The sequence below is a fragment of the Shouchella miscanthi genome (genome assembly GCF_007725405.1).
Lineage (GTDB): Bacteria > Bacillota > Bacilli > Bacillales > Bacillaceae_D > Shouchella > Shouchella hunanensis.
In genome coordinates this window covers 1,106,056-1,124,617 of the sequence record NZ_CP042163.1, presented here as the reverse complement: position 1 = coordinate 1,124,617, position 18,562 = coordinate 1,106,056, and the positions used below count along the sequence as shown (strand labels likewise).

Genomic DNA, 18,562 nt, shown 5'->3' with positions numbered 1-18,562 from the left:
TCGTATTCACCTCTATGCTTTAAGTAGTTGCTGCAAAAATGTAGCGCTTTCTTTTATTGAGACAAACTCATCCTTATCAAATTCCTCTTGCTCCACCGTGTACCAGTCTACCTGATATGCTTTTGCCGTTTGGTGGATAGCATGAAAATCCATTATGCCTGATCCAACTTCTACATTTCGCAAGTCTTGTGCATTATTCATATCTTTCATGTGAAGTAGCTTCACACGTTCTTTATATTTACGAATCCAATCGACAGATTTCAACCCTGTTGCTTCTAGCCAAAAGGTATCTAATTCCATAAATACCGCTTTTGGATCTGAATAACGAAAGAGCAAATCTAATCCATATTCACCTTCAAATTTCTTTAATTCAATGTCATGATTATGATAACCAAATGCAATGCCTGCCTCTGACGTTTTGTCGCCTATTTTAGTAAATAGCTCCGCCGTTCTTTTATAAGCATCTGCATTATCGCGATACGAATCAGGTAAACCTGGGCAAATGATGTAAGGGCTTTCAATTTTGTGTGAGTACTCAATAACTTGATCCAAATTTGATTCGAGCTGCTCAATTGATATATGACTGCCTGCTGCTTGTAAACCGATACCTTTTAACGTGTTATAAAGATCCGTGCTTGTTTTCTCATAGTACCCTGCAAATTCAACGCCATCATAGCCTGCTTCCGCAACCTTCTCTAACGCACCAAAAAAATCCTCTGCACAACGTTCTTTTATAGAATATAGTTGCAGCCCAATTTTTGGCATCAATCCACCTCCAATGTACTGAATCTACTAATAGACTATCATGACTCAACAATTGATTATATACTAAAACTATTCAATTATATAAAATTTTTGTCATGAAGGAGCATTTTTATGTTTGATCAAAGTAAAGCATACAAAGAAAAAAAGTTACTTGAAAATGAAATCAAACAACCCATCCATTGTCACATTGAACAAAGCCTCCCTGATCGACGTATTGCAAGTCCTCATTTTCACGATGCCATCGAGTTACTTTATGGCTTTTCAGGAACGGCGTATGTGTTTGTTAGCGGTCAGTCGTTTAGACTCAAACCTGGTGATTTAATCATTATCAACGCTCAAGAGGTTCATGGCATCTATGCGGAGAAAGGAGGAGACGTTAAATATATCGTTATTAAGCTTGAACCTGAAGTGTTATATTCAACGTCTCGCTCCTTATTTGAATCTAAATATGTATTACCGTTCACAATGGGTAAATCAAGCCCACAAACTCTTCTACAAAAAGAAGAAATTGCCAACACCAGTATTCCAAAAAGTATTACAAACATTATGACCGAGTTTTCAAAGCAGGACTTTGGGTTTGATTTTGCTATCCGTATTCATATTTGTTCCATCTTTTTAGCTGTCCTAAGACATTGGCGGGATGTTGGGATAACCGTCGGCATAAACGATGATTTGAGTGAAGACGACCTTCAGCTTATGCGACAAACCTTTCAATTAATTGAAAGCAACTACCATACTCCTTTAACAGCAAAAGAAGCGGCACATGCATGTAACTTAAGCTATAGCTACTTCTCAAGAAAAATTAAAGCCACTACTGGGCGCTCTTTTACTGAATTACTTAATTACGTTCGCATTACGGAGGCTGAAAAACTACTAACAACAACGGACTTGTCGATTACGGATATTGCCACTTCTGTTGGCTATACAAACACAAGTTACTTTATTTCTCAGTTTAAGCAAGCAAAGCACATATCTCCCTTGCGCTTCAAAAAGGTTACGAGTAAGTCGTTATAAAATAAAACTTTTTTGTCTTGACAGTTTTGAAATCGATAGCTAGTATGAATGGTAATTCAAAACGAGGAGGAGTTTATGATGATACGAGTTGCTTTATTAAGCCGTTGGCATGTTCATGCTGACGACTATGCTAGAGAAGCAAGTAAGAATCCATCAATTGCTATTACAGTGATTTGGGATGAAGACCCTGCTAGAGGAAAAAGATGGGCGGATGAGCTTGGTGTTGATTTTGAAAACAGCCTAGAGTATACCTTAGCAAGAGAAGATGTTGATGCCGTCATCGTAGACACACCTACCGCCATGCATAAAGAAGTCATCCTTGCGGCAGCGAAAGCTAAGAAGCATATTTTTTCCGAAAAAGTGTTAGCGCTTACGGAGGAAGATGTTGAAGACATTTTTACTAGTGTGGATGAGCACAACGTCTCGTTAATGCTGTCTTTACCGCGTTTAAATGATCCAACCTATCTCTATGCAGAACAAGCGCTACAAGAAGGTTTACTTGGGGAGCTTACATCTATCCGTTGTCGCCTTGAACATGGTGGAGCGCTTCCTACAGAATCACATCCTAACGGTTGGCTCCCTTCTCATTTCTTTAATAAAGAACAATGTGGTGGTGGTGCTTTAATCGACCTTGGCGCACATCCTATTTATTTAACAAATCGATTTGGTGGCGATGCTGTATCCCTTTATGCCGATATGGCATCCTACACAGACAAACCTGTAGATGATCATGCAACGGTGATCGTGCGCTATGCTTCCGGTGCAACCGCAACCATTGAAGCCGGTTTTATCGCCTCAAAGAGTCCATTTATTCTTGAATTACACGGAACGGACGGAACCATTCTTGTTGAAGAGCGTTCATTACGTATCCAATCAACTCATTTAGATGAAAGTGGATGGATCACTCCAGAGTTACCTGAACAAGCTCCAAGTGCGATGAGCCAATGGGTTGCGCACATTGAGAATGGAGAAGAACCACGCATAACACGAGAGGATATGCGCTTACTTACACGTATAAACGAAGCAGCTATTCAGTCATCTGAAGCTGGTAAGCGGATTGAATTAGGGAATAAAAAGCATACAACGGTTTAACGTAAACAACCTAAGGGAAATGGGATGGATGAGGTGAAAAAATATGAGCCAACAACATACCGTTTTCTACGATGCCCAGTGTCCTTTATGCCAGACCATCAAAAAAACTTTGCGTTTTTTTGATCGAGACAATTGTCTACGTTGGATTCCTGTTCAAGAAGTCCGACCTTCAACAAGGCAAAAAGCTCGCACGTATTTTGCTGATATGGAAAAAGAAATCTATGTATTAACAAAACACGGTCATGTGCTCGTTGGTTTCCCAGCCATTCGTGAAATCCTCTCATCATTACCTAGTCTAATATGGGTTGCCTTGTTAATGAAACCAGCAGCTGTTGAAGCAATCGGTCAGATCGTCTACCAATTTGTCTCCCATCGACGACACGCATGGTTTGGTCAAACTGAATATATACGTCCTGATTTTATTTAAGAAACGGTTTAGCACTAACCTCGCTAAGCCGTTTTTGGCGTTACCCTTCTTACCTTTTTGCATATGATAGCACAACAGCCTATAGACTTAAGGAGGGTTTATTCCTTGTCTACAGATAACCGCTCTGGATCTATTTTTGATTTACTTCGAGACGAAAAGAAAAGACGCTACCCTGATCAACCTCAAGTAGCGACTGACGATGGCCCTGAAGACAATCATTCCCTTATCTTTTTTGGATTGTGGGTGAGTGCCATTGGTACGATTTTTAACGCCATCGCTGCTACAACACAAGCAGATTTAGAAGACGCTCTCCGTTCGAATTTTTCTATATATGGCAATAGCTTTGAAGCAACAGGCAATGCATTAGTTGCAGAAGGATTTGCATCAGGTGGTCCAGACAAATACGGGAGCTATATCATCACAATTGGCACACTGTTTGCCCTTTACGCAGATATTGGCAATCTAACAGAAGAGGTCGCTATACAGACCGAAGTAAAAGGATCATTCATCGAAGCACTTGGCACTTCTTATGCTCTATTTGGTGTTGTACCTCCGGAAAACCCTACGCGCTTCCAGATCTATACACTCTATTCAGCGCTATTACAACTTTTTGGCAACGGCTTCGAGGCCTATGCCGGTATAACAGAGCTTCGTGGAGGAAATGGCGAATCGTTTTACGAAATTGGCACGATTCTTCAAGCAATTGGCGCTGTTTTAACTGGGCTTTTTTATGAGGGAGGCGACCGCTTTTTATAATGATTGAATGCTTTCATTTCTTAGTTCTTTAATCGTTTCTCTCAAGCCCACTTCAAAAGAGGTCGGCTGCCAATAGTCCAACTCATTCACTAACTTCTCACTGTTTAAATAAACAGGCCGTTCAGTTAGATACATCATTTCAACAAGTTCGCGCATTTGAGGTGAAAGTATACCTAGAAGTCGAATCATTCTTTTCTTTACAACGCGAAATCCTTTTGTAGTCCTTGTTTCTTTACGAATAAGCTGAAGCAGATCTTCCCCTCTTATTGTCACACCGCTTACATTCCAAACTTGGTTGTACACACGGTTCTGAAAGGAGAGGTCGACAATCGCCTTCGCCGCGTCAAGTGTATAAAGAAATTCTCGTTTGATCGTTGGACAGCCAATGTAGTTCGCTTTCTTCCCTACTACAGCATTGCGCAATGTCTCATGCAAGAGCGTATTAACCGCATAGGGACCATATAAGTCAGGCAAATGCACGATAAGTGCTGGTGTCGTACTTTCCAATAATTGTTGCTCCATTTGCAGACGAATGGTGCCTTTTTTTGTGGACGGCTCTTTTTTTGACGTTTCTGCTACATAGCTATCTTTGTCACCATAAGCATAAATATTATCCGCAAGTATTAAGCTCATGTTTGTATTTTCAGCATGAGCTATTAACCGATTAAGACAAACCATCTGCTTTTCTTCCCATTGCTGATAAGGAAAATTAACGGCATGATAGACTGCATCTGACCCTCTAACCGCTGCAAGGAGATCGGTTTCCTTCAATACATCTCCTGAAATAAGCTGAACCTTTTTATTCCCTCCAAACATAGCAGTTAGTTTGCTTTTTGTTCGAGCAAATGCAACGACTTCCATTCCTCGACTTAACAATTCCTTTGTTAATGCATAGCCAACTCCTCCAGTTGCCCCTAAAACCGTCACTTGTTTCATCATATATCCCCTTTTCTGACCGCTGGTCAATTAATGGTATAAAAAAGCCATGTCGGCTTTTTTATGACAAAATCGCTTTCGTTAAAAATTGAACATGTTTCTTAGCAGCTTCTTCTACCTCTGAGAAGTTGTTTACACGATGAATATAGTGTGCAACAAACCCATGAAGAGATACAAATGTTGAATAGACATCTCCAATGGACGCATCGTTATTAGAAAAACTACCTAACGCTTTAGCAAAGAGATCATAGCTTTGATTAGCCGCCCGTTTAGATAGTGCGTCAATAGCTGGATCTTTTATCATAAACATGAATTCATAATGAACTTGATAGTGTAGTCCAAACTCCAGATAACAAAGCAGTAGTTCAATTAGTTTCTCTTCGTTCTTAACTGATTTGGCTTGCACCTTTTTTATCAAGTCATTTAATTTCTCGAAGTAACGAGACACAACTTCAAAAAAAAGCTCAGCTTTATTGTTAAAATGATAGTAAAGCGCACCGTGGCTACACTGTAGTTCTTTTGCAAGTGAACGCATTGATACGTGTTGATAGCCTTTTGTTTGAAACTGTTGACTAGCAACTTCAACAATCATTTCTTTTGTTAATTCGTTTGCTATTGTTCGTCTTGGCGTCATTCTCACCCCACCTAATTGACCACTGGTTAAATAATACATTAGCGCTACCAATCGCTCTTGTCAATACTTTTCTGAAAATTACATGTTAGTTTATGTTTTTTTCGAAATAAACTAATTCAACGCCGCCTTTAACAACTTTACGTTCTACAAGCTGATAGCCTTGAGATTGATAAAGCTGAATAGCAGGTATATTTTTTGCTCCCGTCGCCACTTTCAACATACATGGCTCATTCAGGAGCTTTTCAATATGTTGCAAAAGCTTCGTCGCAATGCCTTTGCGAAAATGCCTCGGGTCGACCATCATCCTTGTGACTTCAATCGCTTGGTTAGAATCATCATCAATGGAAACAGCGCCTAGAATGGAACCTTCTTCTATGTATAGATAAAACATTTCTGTAGTCTTAAGAAACTGTGCAAACGACTCCATCAACGGAGGAATTTCGTGAAAGTCTAGCATATTTGCTTCAATTTGATAAGCCGCTTTTTGAAGACCGTATAATGCTTTTGATTGATCATTATTTCTCACTTGTAGTTCACGTATCATTTTCTACCCCCAACTAAATGGCTACACATTCTCAAATCAGTTGCACCTATCAAGCTCGTACTATCAATCTTATACTAAGATACTAACACCTTTTCAAACAACACCCTGTTTTGATTTGGTCGATCATTGTAAGAGAAAACAGTGCATTTCCTATTCTTACTTCACTCTCTTTTTAACGGTAAGTCTATTCGATTGTAATAGAAACTAGCCGTTCCATTCACTCGTGTTATTCCACTCACACTTCCTTTTTTTATGGTGGTTTTCTCCATTTTATACTAGGTTTAGGATTAATGCGATGCCGTTTATTGGCTAAGAGATACATTAAAACACAGTGATATTTCACAAGATTTGTTTACTGCTGTGTTTAAAAGATTACTAGTTTGGTCAGAATGTCTCTTATACCGTTGGTGAGGAGGACATTCTGATGAACACAAATAGAAGGCAACTCAATGGTTTTATGATTATTTTCACCCTTGCTTGTATCTTGCTGGCCGTCACACCGGCCTATGCAGTCGAACAAGGCGAAGTGACAGTTAATACAACGTTAAATGTACGAAGCGGACCATCTACATCTGCAGAGGTTATTGGTGTAAAATACAACGGCGATATCGTCGAGTTTATTAATGAAGGACAAGGCTGGGGGCGTCTTATTGATGGCTCGGGCTACGTTAGTCTAGATTGGATCAAAAAAATTGATGTACAAGCAGCGTCTACGAATTCAGAGGTAGAACCAAAGCGCATAATGCTCGACCCTGGTCACGGTGGCCACGATAGTGGTGCCGCAGCAAATGGGTTAATGGAGAAAGATATCGTACTAGCTATTGCTCATAAGACAAAACAACGATTAGAGGAGTTAGGGTACGTTGTCAATATGACAAGGGAAACAGATGTGTTTCTTTCCTTAGAAGAACGAGTCTCCTCCACTTCTTCGTGGGGGGCCGATCAATTTGTTAGTATTCATGCAAATGGTCATACGAATACAGAGGCGAGAGGAATTGAAACATTTTATCACCCCTCCAGTTCGAGTAGTCAAGTATTGGCTCAGTCTACACAACAAGCTTTACTTCAAACTACAGGTGAAATCGATAGAGGTGTTAAACCAGAAACATTTCATGTTCTGCGCAACAGTAAAATTCCGGCCATCCTTGTTGAAGTAGGGTTTATCACAAATTCTGAAGAAGCCGTAAAATTAAATGATGACGCGTACCAAACAACCATTGCTCATGCCATTGCAAAGGGCATTGTCGAACAATAACACTGTACTCTTTTCTTTTCTCCACTTAAACTATGAATATAGGAAAGAAAGGAGAGTGTAAGATGAAGACGTTCACCTTACCAGGAACAAACTTAGAAGTTTCAAACTTAATCTTAGGCAATATGCGTATTAATTCTCTAGATGACAGCGGCATTCAACAACTGCTCGAAACCGCTTATGAACAAGGCATTAATTTTTATGACCATGCCGATATCTATGGCAAAGGAGAATGTGAATCCTTATTTGCCAAAGCTTTATCACATACAGACATTTCCCGGGAAAAGCTTATTTTACAAAGTAAGTGTGGAATCCGCAAAGGTGCGACCGGTTACTATGATTTCTCAAAGGATCATATTCTTACTTCTGTTGACGGGATTTTAAAGCGTTTAAACACTGACTATCTAGATATTTTATTATTACATCGACCTGACCCACTTATGGAGCCTGATGAAGTAGCTGCAGCCTTTCATCAACTTCATACAAGTGGAAAAGTCCGTCATTTTGGTGTGTCTAATCATACCCCTCATCAAATCCAGCTGTTGCAACGTTCGGTTGAGCAGAAGCTGATTGTGAATCAAGTGCAATTTGGTGTTGCGCATACACCATTAATTGATTCAAGTATGTCTCTTAACATGAAAACAGACGAGGCTGTTAACCGTGATGCAGGAACGCTTGATTATTGTCGCCTCAATGACATAACGCTACAAGCATGGTCACCGTATCAGAACGGATTCTTTGCTGGTACGTTTATTGGGAATAAGAAAGATTTCCCTGAGTTAAATTCCGTTCTTGAACGCTTAGCAGAAGCCTATCAAGTTACTCCGACAGCGATAGCAACCGCTTGGATAACAAGGCATCCAGCTAACATTCAAGTCATTGTAGGATCGACAAAACCTTCTAGAGTAAAAGAAGCATGTGCCGGATCATCTATTCCATTAACACGTGAAGAATGGACAGAGCTATATGCCGCAGCAGGAAATCTTATTCCATAAAAAAGAGCCGTCGTAGTAGTCGACGGCTTCTTTTTCTAACGTTCTTCCAAACGTGCGATGCGATCATTTAAATCAGGGTGGGTGGACATCAATCTCATCATTGATTTCCCACCATTAATTTTCATCGTTTGTACAGCAGTGTCATCGGTATGATCGTTTGCTTTCGCTCGGTTTACGTACTGTTGAAGTGAACGCAGTGCATGGACCATTTTGTCTCGACCAGCTAAGTCTGCACCGCCCCGGTCAGCGTGGTACTCTCGATGACGTGAATACGCACTAATAACAAGGCTACCTAGTATTGAGAATAAAATTTGTAAAATAATAATGGATGCAAATTGAACGATAAACTGCAGTTCAGGGCGAACAAATCGAGACAGTACAATCGCAATAACTCGCGAGAAAAAGACAACAAATGTGTTCACAATTCCTTGTAATAACGTCATTGTTACCATATCACCGTTGGCTACGTGAGCCACTTCATGGGCAATAACACCTTCAACGGCGTCATCATCCATTGTGTGTAACAATCCTGACGATACCGCAACCAAAGAGCGTTTCTTTGATGGCCCTGTTGCGAATGCGTTTACTTCGTTACTTTGATAAATTCCTACTTCAGGCATATGCACAAGCCCTGCAGCTCTTGATAAACGATGGACTTTCTCTACAACAGCTCGTTCTTCTCTTGACATTGGCCCCTCTGGATCAATGACTTTGACTTTCATCATCATTTTAGCAATCCAACGAGACATGGCTAATGAAATAAATGAACCAGCAAAACCAACAATTGCACTAAATAATAAAATAACCGCAAATTGAATGGAACCATCGCTTGATACAAATGAACCATCAATTCCGGTAAATTGTATAATGAGTGACCAAACGATAAAGATCGTTGTTAGAACAAGAATATTAGTTCCGATAAACAACATAATTCGTTTCCCCATAGTACCCCTCCAAAATAAATCTTTTGTCTAGTGTACCATGGCTCACCTTTTTGCAGAATAGAATCTCATCAAATTCAGCGATGTTCACATTTCTGTTACATTTCCTCTTTAACAGTTAGCCCTAGTAGTCGGGCAAACCCAATGGCTTGTTCTTTTGAGACGATTAATCCTGACAGTATATCTTGTGAGGCTTGAAAAGAATTGTATGTACAAGTGCTAATGTCGACTCCATTTAAAGATGTCTCATGAAATGAGCAATCATCAATGTCACACTTATCAAGAATAAGTTGTTTCACTTTCGCATGTGCGACATTGACTTGCTTTAGCGAAGAACAACTAAACTGTGTTCCCTTAAGCGTTACATCAATAAAATTGCTTACATTTAAGACGCAATTTGTAAACGTAGTGTGAGACAAATGCGCGTTAGTAAATTGACTACCGATAAATTTGCAGTCAATAAACTCAACCCGATGAAACAGACTTTCTGACAGATCTACATTCGAAAAGTCACAATTCACAAATCGCACATCGGTAAAATCAGCTTTCACCATGTGTGAGCGCGGGAATGAACAGCGAGTAACGATACATTTAGAAAGGATTAGCTTTTGCAAATTGGAATCACTGAGGTCTTCTTGATATATGCTGGAACGAACTAATTCTCGATCCTCTTCAACCAAGACCGATTGCAATGATTTTTCTTCAAGAACTTCTGGTATTTTTGGGGTTTCCTTCTTCATTTCTCTCATCACCTGTCAGTAAAATAAGCTAAGCTCATTGTTACACAATGGCTTAGCCTTGTATAGAATTACTTCTCATCTGTTTGGTTTAAATCAGCTAACTCAGTGAATAAGCGAATTGGGCGCTCTACCGGTCGTTCTACTGGTGTTTCTACTGGTCGTTCGTTACAAGAAGCGCACCGTTTTTTACAGCGACAACCTGGACAAATTCGAGCAGAAAAACCTTTTACAGGTTTGTAGTGGCCATGTCTACCAGATTCATAATAACTCATAAGCTTCACCTCCCAAACCTAAGGGTCTGCTATACCTTATGCATCGGGATTCGATGTTGTGTGGACAAAGGTCCTAATGCTTTTACCTAATCTTATATTTCCTCACTAACATACAAATGGTTTTCCGTCCTAAATGGATCCTACATCAGAAGGATATTATGATCTTTACCGAGAAAGGAACAGTATGCATTAACGTTTTAAGCGCATTCATTAGATGGAGAACAACATTCTAGGAAACGAGTCTTTCACTTAGAGAGGAGTGATTGCATTGGACTATGTTCAATCATTACGACAAAAAGTTGGAACACAGCCTTTAATCTTACCAGGTTCCGTTGTTTTGATCGTTAATCATCAAGGTGAGCTTTTGCTTGAAAATCGAAAAGACGGGGGTTGGGGATTACCCGGAGGATTAATGGAACTAGGGGAGTCTTTAGAACAAACAGCAGTAAGAGAAGTGAAAGAAGAAACTGGACTGGATGTAAGAAATCTTCAACTTCTTGGCATATTCTCAGGCGAAACATACCATTTTACAATCGACAATGGTGATGAAATATACTCCGTTACTGCTGTTTATTGGACGAAGCATTTTAGTGGGACCCTTCAAGTGAACCCGAGTGAATCGAAAGAAGTTCGATTTGTAAAAAGCCTTCCCCCGACATTAAAGGATGAATACAAGGACTATATCTTGCCCTATTACCCATCTATTTTAGAAACAATCCGAACGTCTGAATCGATGTAAATTCAGCGTTCGGATTACGTTCTTGCTATTAAAATGGTTAAATCAATTGTAATAGAAGAACTTCCTTTGTTGATATAGTCGCACCTTGCTCTTTCTTGGACCGTCCAGCCAAGTGGAGACATATCAACAATCCACTGACGCTCCTCTGATGTAACCTCTTTTTTATAGGAGAGAGTCTGCACATCCGTATCACTAAAATGACGGTTAAACAGCTCAATCGTTTTTGAATTTGAATACGGCTGTGCTGAAGCTTCAGCAGTATAAGCACGCAATTCCTGTAAATAGTTTGCTCCTGGAACAACCTTAATCAACTTCCCTCCAGACGTTAGCACACGCTTAAATTCGGCATAGTTTGACGGGGATAATATATTTATAATGATGTCGATGGTTTGATTACCAAAAGGCAGATTTGCAAGGTCCCCGACTATCCAGACATGATCCCGGTAAGACTTAGCAGCTTGTTGAATACCATCTTTTGAAATATCAAGTCCAACTGGAAGAATAGTAGAAAATCTTCTTTTGATTTCATTTAGATGAGAGCCTTCTCCAGTTCCGGCATCCAGTAATAGATCCCCTTCATCAAGCTCTTGTACCAGCCTATCATGCATTGGCGCATACAGTTGTTTCTGTTGTATTATTGACTGCCTTGCTTGAAATAAACGTTTATCGTACTGACTTGATCCCGATTGAGTTAAAGCATAGAGGGTCCCTTGCTTCGATACATCAAACGAATGGGCATGCACACAAACCAGTTTATACATATCTACTAACTCTAACGCTTCCTGACAATACGGGCATGTTAATCGACCATTTAATTGTCTTAGTAAAGACGAAGCCATGTCTCGTTTACTCTTCAATTCCCCCATACGTCACCTTCTTTCAACTATTTACTGTACCACATGTATTCTAAAAAAAGAATATTGCTCCCTCTTTTTGAGACTAAAAAAAAGGGAAAATCTTTCTATTTTCATAGCAATCTGTTAAAATTAGTACGAATATACTGTAAAGCAAGAATGAAAAGAGGCCTCTTATGCTCGATCAAACAGCAAAATTTTTATTTGTTTCATTAAAAAAAGATATGGAAGCGAAGTTAAATCGAGAGCTAACAGTAGAGGAAAAGAAATTTCTTCAAGACCTTTCAAAAAAGAATAGTCAATCTATGAAATAACGGAGCAACTAGACATGCTTCTAAAATGAAAAAGGCAGAAGGATGTACGCCATCCTCCTGCCTCTTCCTCATTCCATTCTCTCATTCGCTTCCTGTTCGTCTTTTCCTCCTTTAGCTAGCAAATAGAAAGCCGCCAAAGCAGAGATGCTAGAAAGGAACATAATGACCCCCATTGGTACAGCCGTATCTTCACCAGCTATACCAACAAGTGGTGCCGTTATAGCACCAATTACAAAAGGTAATAATCCAAGTAATGCAGAAGCACTACCAGCTCTGCCACCTTGTGACTCCATCGCTAATGAAAACGACGTTGTCCCAATCATTCCGATCATTGATACGAACAAGAAAATAGGAACAACAATTGAAAATAACGGGCCATTTATTATGGTCATAATGAGTAAGACACTGCTCGCAAGAGTAGCTGTTATTAAGCCAAAGCGTAAAAATGAACGTTCAGGAATAATACCTGCATACCTACCAACTAAATGAGTGCCTACAATAATTCCAAGACCATTCACACCAAATAATAGACTAAACACTTGCGGTGACACATCGTAAATTCCTTGATATACAAATGGGGTTCCTGATACATAGGCAAAAATACCACCCATCATTAAGCCTTGAGTAAACGCAAACCCCATAAATGCTCGGTCTGAGAGTAAGCTTTTGAATGTCCGCAATGTATGACCTATACTACTTTGTGTCCGCTTTTCTAATGGCAATGTTTCTGTTAATCGATTGATGACAATGAGCACAATGATAAGACCAAGTAGAGCTAAAGAGATAAAAATCCAGTTCCAATTTGCTCCCGGTATTAGTAGCACGCCACTTCCGAAAACAGGTGCTAAAATAGGTGCCAATCCATTAATGAGCATTAATAGAGAAAAGAACTTTGTTAATTCTCTTCCATTAAATAAATCACGAACGACTGCCCGGGAAATAACAATTCCAGCAGCAGCAGTAAAGCCTTGCATAAATCTTGCCACAATTAACGTCCCTATATTAGGTGCAAGCGCACACGCTAGAGAAGCGAGGACATAAAGAAAGATTGAAATAACAAGCGGCTTTTTCCTACCTTTTGCATCACTCATAGGTCCAACCACAAGCTGACCTGCCCCTAATCCTAATAAACAAGCAGTTAAGCTCAACTGCACAAGTGAAGCTGGGGCATGTAAGTCTGATGCAATAGAAGGAAAGCTAGGCAAGTACATATCAATCGTTAACGGCCCGAAGGCTGCCAATGTCCCAAGCAATAAGGCTAAGCCAAACCGTTTACGTCCCGTAATGGCTGTTTGTTCCAAGCTACCCCTTCTCTCCAATAAATGAAATCGATTTCATAAAGCCACTGTCAGTAGATTCCTTTCTATTTTGCCACTGTTGCAGCCGAAAAGAAAGGACTAATTTTTGGTTTTAAAAAAAGAAGATTGCTCTCACTCTCTTTCGGGTACGTTAGTAAAGGCACTAATGAAAGGAGTACAGTATAATGTTTACATTCATTGACCTTGCACAGTTGATCATGTCTGCAATCATTATTTTACCTATTGTAACCATTATTCGTGAGTCAGGTTACTACTTAACCGCGGTTTTACTAGGAGCTTCAAATAAAAAATTGGTCGTTGGAAGTGGCCCCAAGCTTTTCTCATTAAAGACCATCGAGGTACGCCGTTATTTTTTTATGTATAGTTGGATGGAGTATGAGGAGCTTAACCCAAAAAATCGTTTTTGGCATGGGTTTATATACGCGTCGCCTATTTTATCAAGCACCATTATAGCTGTGATTGTAAACTCACTCTTAGCGGCACAAATCATTCCTGACAATATGTTTTGGAGTACCTTCATGTTTTATATCTTTTATTTTGTATTTTTTGATCTTATACCTGTTTACCTACCAGATGGGCAACCAACAAACGGAAGAGCCATTTTTGACTTGATTTGGCACGGTCAGCGTTCAGATTATTTAAAGAATGAAGAGCGTTCCTACACGAGCTCTCAAGAAAAAACGATGCAAAATCGTGATAAAGATAAACAAGAACGAGATGATCACTCAGACCCTAATCAAGCCGATCATAGAGATGGCTATACAAAAGAACAAAAAGAAACAATCGCCCATAGTGAAGAAAAAGAAGAAGACTTTTCAGACCATACAAAACGAGAGGAATAGTGCCTCCTCTCGTTTGTGGTGCTATATAGCATGGAAAGACATGTACATCTGTTTTTGCGCAATCAAATAAGCCCACTTCTTCACTATGATCTCGTTGAAACGTTCCCTCGATATCCCAATAGAGCCGAACTGGAACAGACTGAGTTTCCTGATACGTCATAATCTGGTAGTGCCAGCCGCTTGAAATGGATCCATCCATAAAATAGATAGCATGTTGATTAGCTGCTGTGTGACTGTACGTTAATTGCATCAACTTATTCCCTTTTTCGAGCGTGGACAATGTATTGAAATGCAGTCGTTCGCTCAAGTAAACGAGTCTCCCGTTCACCCGTATTCATCAGTTGGTTAATGGCTATAATGTCAAACCCTTGACTGTCAAAAAGTGCATAAATTTCTGCCTTTGTAAAAAAAACGAAAATGGGTTTTATCTAATAATCCCGATTCTGTATACGTCCATGTACCGCTTAATAATTGTTCCATAATCGTGATATGGCCAACATTTGGGATGCTTGCATAAATGGAACCACTAGGCTTCAACAATGTCGATGCCGCCTTTAACACTTCCCATGGATCAAGCATATGATTGCTTGTTTCCAAGAAAAAACATCTACACTGGGTAGATGTGATTTCAATTAACGTTTGTTACCGCTCTACTTCTACGTACTTTCTTCTAAGCCTTTCCTTCCCACTCAAGACTAAACTGTGTTAAGAATTGTTCCATATAGTGGTGGCGTTTTTCTGCTAATTCCTTTGCAGCATGTGTATGTAATTTGTCTTTTAGCTTTAATAACTTCTCATAAAAATGATTAATCGCTGATGTTTCTCCATTACGGTACTCATTCTTAGTCATCTCTTCACGTACAGCAATTGCCGGGTCATAGATGGCTTGCTGTTTAGAACCAGAATATTGAAACGTACGAGCAATGCCTATTGCGCCCATTGCATCGAGTCTGTCAGCATCTTGAACGATTTTCGCTTCGATCGTGCGTAGTTCCATTCCCTTGCTGAACGAAATCGACTGAATAATTTCGAGTATATGATCCACTTGCTTTTTTTCTAGATGTTGTTCTTTTAGGAAATGCACCACTTCTTGTATCGCTTGTTCCTCATTTGCTACAAGTTTGTCATCAATCGTATCATGCAGCAATGCAGCCATTTCAACAATAAATGAATCTGCCTCTTCAACACGCGCTAATGTCTTTGCTACATTCCTGACTCGTTCTGTATGAAACCAGTCATGTCCGGTTGTATCCTTCGCTAGCCTTTGTCTCACCCAATTTTCTGTATGTTGAAGTATCATTCAACCCCTCCTCATCCTTTTCTTTGCTTTGGATAGTAAAAAATGGACCGGCATACTATAAAGAAAATAAAGACGACACTTGGCCAAATCCATAGTGTTGCCAGTGATTCATTCAGTACAAGTAAAATCCCGTAGCCGATAAGTGGAAATGTAGCAGCAAATGAAGCCAACTTAAACATCATTAGAAATGTTAATTTTCGATCTAGTAATCTTGCTACTGACAAAGCGATTGCGGAAATGGAAGCAATCAACAAATAAACGGCACCAGAGAAAATAGGAAAGAAAACAAAAACAAAATAGACTAGGTAAATCGGTAATGCTAAATCACCTAACGCCCCTTCCCTATTTGAAAACGATTGAACCAACAGTGGAATACAAATAAAAATAAGCAAAATGCCTATATAAAAGAACGGGACCCCAATTCTCATTCGATTCAGTTGAAATACGGCTTTCTTTTTAGGAAGCTGAGCACTAACATTTACTTGCTGAAAAAAGTCTTTCATCTTAAGTACCTCACTCTACTAACATTCTTTTCTATTTTACATGATTTTTAATCGATGTGCTTCCTATCCGCTATTGTTTAAATCATTCATTTTCGGGAAACTAGTTTCTATCGACTCTGAATAGAATTGAGGAAATCTTATGGACTATTTGTTTAACAAATCTCAGCTTTTAACGCGACTGCTAGATCGGACGAAAGTAGGTGTGCTCGTAACAGACCCTTCCCAAAAAGATAATCCAATCGTTTACTCAAATCAAGGCTTTACGGATATGACCGGGTATGAAGAGACCGATGTTCTCGGGACCAATTGTCGTTTTCTTCAAGGTGAAGAAACCGATCAAGAAAAAGTAAACCAAATTAGGCAAGCTATAGACAATGAAGAATCTATCTCGGTTGAAATTATAAATTATCGAAAAGACGGAAGCTATTTTTGGAATGAATTAAACATTGAGTGTGTCACCCTTGATCGACCAGATATAAAATACTTTATCGGCATTCAAAAAGACGTTACGGTTCAAAAAGAAATAGAATTGAACTACTTCGAATCTGTACAGCGGATCGACACAATCTCAACGCCTATTGTTCCACTAGTAAATGGCATTGCGGTTATCCCACTGGTTGGTGAATTTGGCAAAGCGCGCTTTGACCATATGTTTGAAACCGTTACAAAGGAAATCTCCGAGCAAGACTTGTCAACATTAATTGTCGATGTTTCCGGGTTAGAGGAATTTGATGAGTACGTTGTTGAAGGGATTTTTCGCTTACGTGATATTATTCAGCTTGTAGGTACAGATACGATCTTAACAGGAATGTCACCGATTCTCGCAAAACAGTCGGTTGGCCTTCAAGAAACCACACTGAAAGGCATGAAAACAGCAAGCTCGGTTAAAGCATTTCTTCGTCACTATTTTGACCAAACGTGAAACATTATTGAATGGAGCCCGTATAGAGGATACATACAATAAGGAGGCTACAACATGGGTGATTTTCCTTGGTGGGTGCTTATCCCTTTGGCTGCTATTCTATTTCCAGTTATCACTACCCTGATTAATAACCGCATGAAATTAAAAGAATTAGAAATGCGGCAAGGCGCCGGTCCAGAGTTTGACGAAATTGACAAGAAGCTTGATCAAATTCTTGCCCGTCTAGATGCATTGGAAGAAAAAAAGGAACAAGAGAAAGAATAAGAGGTTATCCACTCTTATTCTTTTTCCCAGCATGTAAGAAAGTCTTTAACTGTCGAGAAGCGCTCACGTTTATTCGCTTGCACGGCTTTTATAGATGCTTGATAGAGCGTTTCTGAAGCATCCCATTTTTCTCTTGAGCGATCTTGCTCGCCTCCAAATAGTGCGAATGCCATCGCACCCATTGTATACACCATCGTCTGTTGATCAATTTTAGCCCCTCTCTCAAACTCTTCAGGAGACATAAAGCGCGTTGATCCCCACATCGTTCCCCTTTTATTAACATAAGGAGTCTTTGAATAAAAATCGATGTCGCATATGGTCATTGTATTTGTTTTAAAGTTATACATTAAACTCCCATCATAAAAATCAATGGATACATAGCCTTTGTTTGCAACCATTTGGTGGAAGGACAAAATTTGTATAAACGCTTTTCGCTTTTTTTCAAATGGCAATTGCTTGGAACGATAAAAAGGTGAATCAGGATGGGTATATTTTTCTGGGGGAGGAAATTTCCAATGTGGGTGTAAATTTTCTCCGTCTGTCCAACTAAAAACAAGTGCATAGCCACTCGGTCGTTCAATGGCTTCAATGTACGTAATTAAAGTAGGATGATGCAAGTCTTCGTACACCTTTTTCGCTTCTTTTAGCTGTTGAATGGCTTCTGATGTTGTATTCGAACCGTTAATAGTTTCTGCTCCTGCATACTTGATAAAATATCGTTTTTGCCCGGATTGGATACCAAAGCTTATATTGCCAGAGTCTTGTTGATCAAAGACAGCAAAGACCTTTCCATAGCTTTGTAACCAACTAAAATCATGCGCTTTTTTCAACTGTATCGTATATCCATTTAATTCTTGGAACACACTATTCCCCCACTCGTTTCGTTTTTTATAATGGTTCGCCATAGGCTATGTGACCATGTAAGTGTTTTGAATTTTAATAGTCTCCTCAATTCGCTCAGCATACACGCATTCACTCTAGTAATAGATTCTCAGCGGTCTCTTCTACTAGAAAAGAAGGAGTATGTCTCTTGGATAACATGGTTCGTATGATAAATGACTCGGACAATTTCTGTTTAAACCATTTTTTTCAGTTCTGTTTTTCCACTCAATATCTCTATACAGTAGAATTTTCTAT

At 39.5% G+C, this 18,562-nt stretch carries 24 protein-coding genes; 11 read left to right on the top strand and 13 right to left on the bottom strand.

What is annotated here, in order from left to right; genetic code table 11:
• Window positions 1-12: 12 nt before the first annotated feature.
• Window positions 13-765, bottom strand: a complete 753-nt coding sequence (locus FPV17_RS05465) for a sugar phosphate isomerase/epimerase family protein (RefSeq protein WP_144558417.1) — start codon at window positions 763-765, stop codon at window positions 13-15.
• Window positions 766-876: 111 nt separating this feature from the next.
• Between FPV17_RS05465 and FPV17_RS05460 the strand changes: the two genes are divergently transcribed.
• The 4 genes from FPV17_RS05460 to FPV17_RS05445 all read left to right on the top strand — a co-directional run bounded on the left by FPV17_RS05460 (window position 877) and on the right by FPV17_RS05445 (window position 4,054).
• Window positions 877-1,779 (top strand): AraC family transcriptional regulator, encoded by a 903-nt coding sequence (locus FPV17_RS05460; RefSeq protein ID WP_144558416.1) that lies wholly within the window; start codon window positions 877-879, stop codon window positions 1,777-1,779.
• Between the two features lie 75 nt (window positions 1,780-1,854).
• A complete protein-coding gene (locus FPV17_RS05455) occupies window positions 1,855-2,871 on the top strand; it encodes a Gfo/Idh/MocA family protein (protein ID WP_367614628.1) in 1,017 nt (338 codons plus the stop codon).
• 43 nt (window positions 2,872-2,914) lie between these two features.
• On the top strand, window positions 2,915-3,298 hold the full coding sequence (locus FPV17_RS05450) for a thiol-disulfide oxidoreductase DCC family protein (RefSeq protein ID WP_144558415.1): 384 nt from the start codon (window positions 2,915-2,917) through the stop codon (window positions 3,296-3,298).
• 105 nt (window positions 3,299-3,403) lie between these two features.
• Window positions 3,404-4,054: a DUF6944 family repetitive protein gene (locus FPV17_RS05445; protein ID WP_144558414.1), complete on the top strand. Its 651-nt coding sequence runs from the start codon at window positions 3,404-3,406 to the stop codon at window positions 4,052-4,054.
• Here the strand turns inward: FPV17_RS05445 and FPV17_RS05440 are convergent.
• The 3 genes from FPV17_RS05440 to FPV17_RS05430 all read right to left on the bottom strand — a co-directional run bounded on the left by FPV17_RS05440 (window position 4,049) and on the right by FPV17_RS05430 (window position 6,168).
• The gene (locus FPV17_RS05440; RefSeq protein ID WP_081762120.1) at window positions 4,049-4,993 is read right to left on the bottom strand and encodes an SDR family NAD(P)-dependent oxidoreductase; all 945 of its coding nucleotides are present in this window, start codon (window positions 4,991-4,993) and stop codon (window positions 4,049-4,051) included. The genes FPV17_RS05445 and FPV17_RS05440 overlap by 6 nt on opposite strands.
• 58 nt (window positions 4,994-5,051) lie before the next feature.
• A complete protein-coding gene (locus tag FPV17_RS05435; RefSeq protein ID WP_144558413.1) occupies window positions 5,052-5,624 on the bottom strand; it encodes a TetR/AcrR family transcriptional regulator in 573 nt (190 codons plus the stop codon).
• 85 nt (window positions 5,625-5,709) lie between these two features.
• The gene (locus FPV17_RS05430) at window positions 5,710-6,168 is read right to left on the bottom strand and encodes a GNAT family N-acetyltransferase (RefSeq protein WP_144558412.1); all 459 of its coding nucleotides are present in this window, start codon (window positions 6,166-6,168) and stop codon (window positions 5,710-5,712) included.
• A 424-nt stretch (window positions 6,169-6,592) separates the two neighbouring features.
• Between FPV17_RS05430 and FPV17_RS05425 the strand changes: the two genes are divergently transcribed.
• Together FPV17_RS05425 and FPV17_RS05420 are read left to right on the top strand one after the other, a co-directional pair.
• A complete protein-coding gene (locus FPV17_RS05425) occupies window positions 6,593-7,423 on the top strand; it encodes an N-acetylmuramoyl-L-alanine amidase family protein (protein WP_052007906.1) in 831 nt (276 codons plus the stop codon).
• Between the two features lie 62 nt (window positions 7,424-7,485).
• Window positions 7,486-8,415 carry an aldo/keto reductase gene (locus FPV17_RS05420; protein ID WP_060705631.1) on the top strand — a complete coding sequence of 310 codons (930 nt, stop codon included), beginning with the start codon at window positions 7,486-7,488 and terminating at the stop codon, window positions 8,413-8,415.
• Window positions 8,416-8,450: 35 nt separating this feature from the next.
• On the opposite strand, the gene htpX is transcribed toward FPV17_RS05420, so the two are convergent.
• From htpX to FPV17_RS05405, 3 genes are all read right to left on the bottom strand, one after another.
• Window positions 8,451-9,359, bottom strand: a complete 909-nt coding sequence (htpX, locus tag FPV17_RS05415) for a protease HtpX (protein WP_060705630.1) — start codon at window positions 9,357-9,359, stop codon at window positions 8,451-8,453.
• Window positions 9,360-9,454: 95 nt separating this feature from the next.
• Window positions 9,455-10,096 (bottom strand): pentapeptide repeat-containing protein, encoded by a 642-nt coding sequence (locus tag FPV17_RS05410; protein WP_052007908.1) that lies wholly within the window; start codon window positions 10,094-10,096, stop codon window positions 9,455-9,457.
• A 68-nt stretch (window positions 10,097-10,164) separates the two neighbouring features.
• Window positions 10,165-10,368, bottom strand: coding sequence for a hypothetical protein (locus FPV17_RS05405; RefSeq protein WP_144558411.1), 204 nt, complete (start codon window positions 10,366-10,368; stop codon window positions 10,165-10,167).
• A 268-nt stretch (window positions 10,369-10,636) separates the two neighbouring features.
• On the opposite strand from FPV17_RS05405, the gene FPV17_RS05400 reads away from it, so the two are divergent.
• Window positions 10,637-11,107, top strand: coding sequence for an NUDIX hydrolase (locus tag FPV17_RS05400; RefSeq protein ID WP_144558410.1), 471 nt, complete (start codon window positions 10,637-10,639; stop codon window positions 11,105-11,107).
• Window positions 11,108-11,121: 14 nt separating this feature from the next.
• Here the strand turns inward: FPV17_RS05400 and FPV17_RS05395 are convergent, their stop codons facing one another.
• On the bottom strand, window positions 11,122-11,973 hold the full coding sequence (locus FPV17_RS05395; protein ID WP_060705629.1) for a methyltransferase domain-containing protein: 852 nt from the start codon (window positions 11,971-11,973) through the stop codon (window positions 11,122-11,124).
• Between the two features lie 164 nt (window positions 11,974-12,137).
• On the opposite strand from FPV17_RS05395, the gene FPV17_RS21765 reads away from it, so the two are divergent.
• On the top strand, window positions 12,138-12,275 hold the full coding sequence (locus FPV17_RS21765; RefSeq protein ID WP_186370739.1) for a hypothetical protein: 138 nt from the start codon (window positions 12,138-12,140) through the stop codon (window positions 12,273-12,275).
• Window positions 12,276-12,343: 68 nt separating this feature from the next.
• Here FPV17_RS21765 and FPV17_RS05390 read toward each other — a convergent pair whose 3' ends face one another.
• Window positions 12,344-13,576 carry a multidrug effflux MFS transporter gene (locus tag FPV17_RS05390; protein WP_246117137.1) on the bottom strand — a complete coding sequence of 411 codons (1,233 nt, stop codon included), beginning with the start codon at window positions 13,574-13,576 and terminating at the stop codon, window positions 12,344-12,346.
• A 182-nt stretch (window positions 13,577-13,758) separates the two neighbouring features.
• On the opposite strand from FPV17_RS05390, the gene FPV17_RS05385 reads away from it, so the two are divergent.
• Complete coding sequence (locus FPV17_RS05385; RefSeq protein ID WP_186370738.1) at window positions 13,759-14,436, top strand: hypothetical protein; 678 nt, start codon at window positions 13,759-13,761, stop codon at window positions 14,434-14,436.
• A 375-nt stretch (window positions 14,437-14,811) separates the two neighbouring features.
• On the opposite strand, the gene FPV17_RS05380 is transcribed toward FPV17_RS05385, so the two are convergent.
• From FPV17_RS05380 to FPV17_RS05370, 3 genes are all read right to left on the bottom strand, one after another.
• On the bottom strand, window positions 14,812-15,033 hold the full coding sequence (locus FPV17_RS05380) for a hypothetical protein (RefSeq protein WP_052007914.1): 222 nt from the start codon (window positions 15,031-15,033) through the stop codon (window positions 14,812-14,814).
• A gap of 73 nt (window positions 15,034-15,106) precedes the next feature.
• A complete protein-coding gene (locus FPV17_RS05375; protein WP_144558409.1) occupies window positions 15,107-15,736 on the bottom strand; it encodes an HD domain-containing protein in 630 nt (209 codons plus the stop codon).
• Between the two features lie 11 nt (window positions 15,737-15,747).
• Complete coding sequence (locus FPV17_RS05370; RefSeq protein WP_144558408.1) at window positions 15,748-16,239, bottom strand: hypothetical protein; 492 nt, start codon at window positions 16,237-16,239, stop codon at window positions 15,748-15,750.
• Between the two features lie 139 nt (window positions 16,240-16,378).
• Here FPV17_RS05370 and ytvA point away from each other — a divergent pair, with 139 nt between their 5' ends.
• Both ytvA and FPV17_RS05360 read left to right on the top strand, forming a co-directional pair.
• Window positions 16,379-17,161, top strand: a complete 783-nt coding sequence (gene ytvA, locus FPV17_RS05365; protein WP_035394841.1) for a YtvA family blue-light photoreceptor — start codon at window positions 16,379-16,381, stop codon at window positions 17,159-17,161.
• A gap of 54 nt (window positions 17,162-17,215) precedes the next feature.
• Window positions 17,216-17,425, top strand: coding sequence for a hypothetical protein (locus FPV17_RS05360; RefSeq protein ID WP_035394843.1), 210 nt, complete (start codon window positions 17,216-17,218; stop codon window positions 17,423-17,425).
• 14 nt (window positions 17,426-17,439) lie between these two features.
• Here FPV17_RS05360 and FPV17_RS05355 read toward each other — a convergent pair whose 3' ends face one another.
• A complete protein-coding gene (locus FPV17_RS05355) occupies window positions 17,440-18,330 on the bottom strand; it encodes a protein kinase domain-containing protein (protein WP_144558407.1) in 891 nt (296 codons plus the stop codon).
• Between the last annotated feature and the right edge of the window lie 232 nt (window positions 18,331-18,562).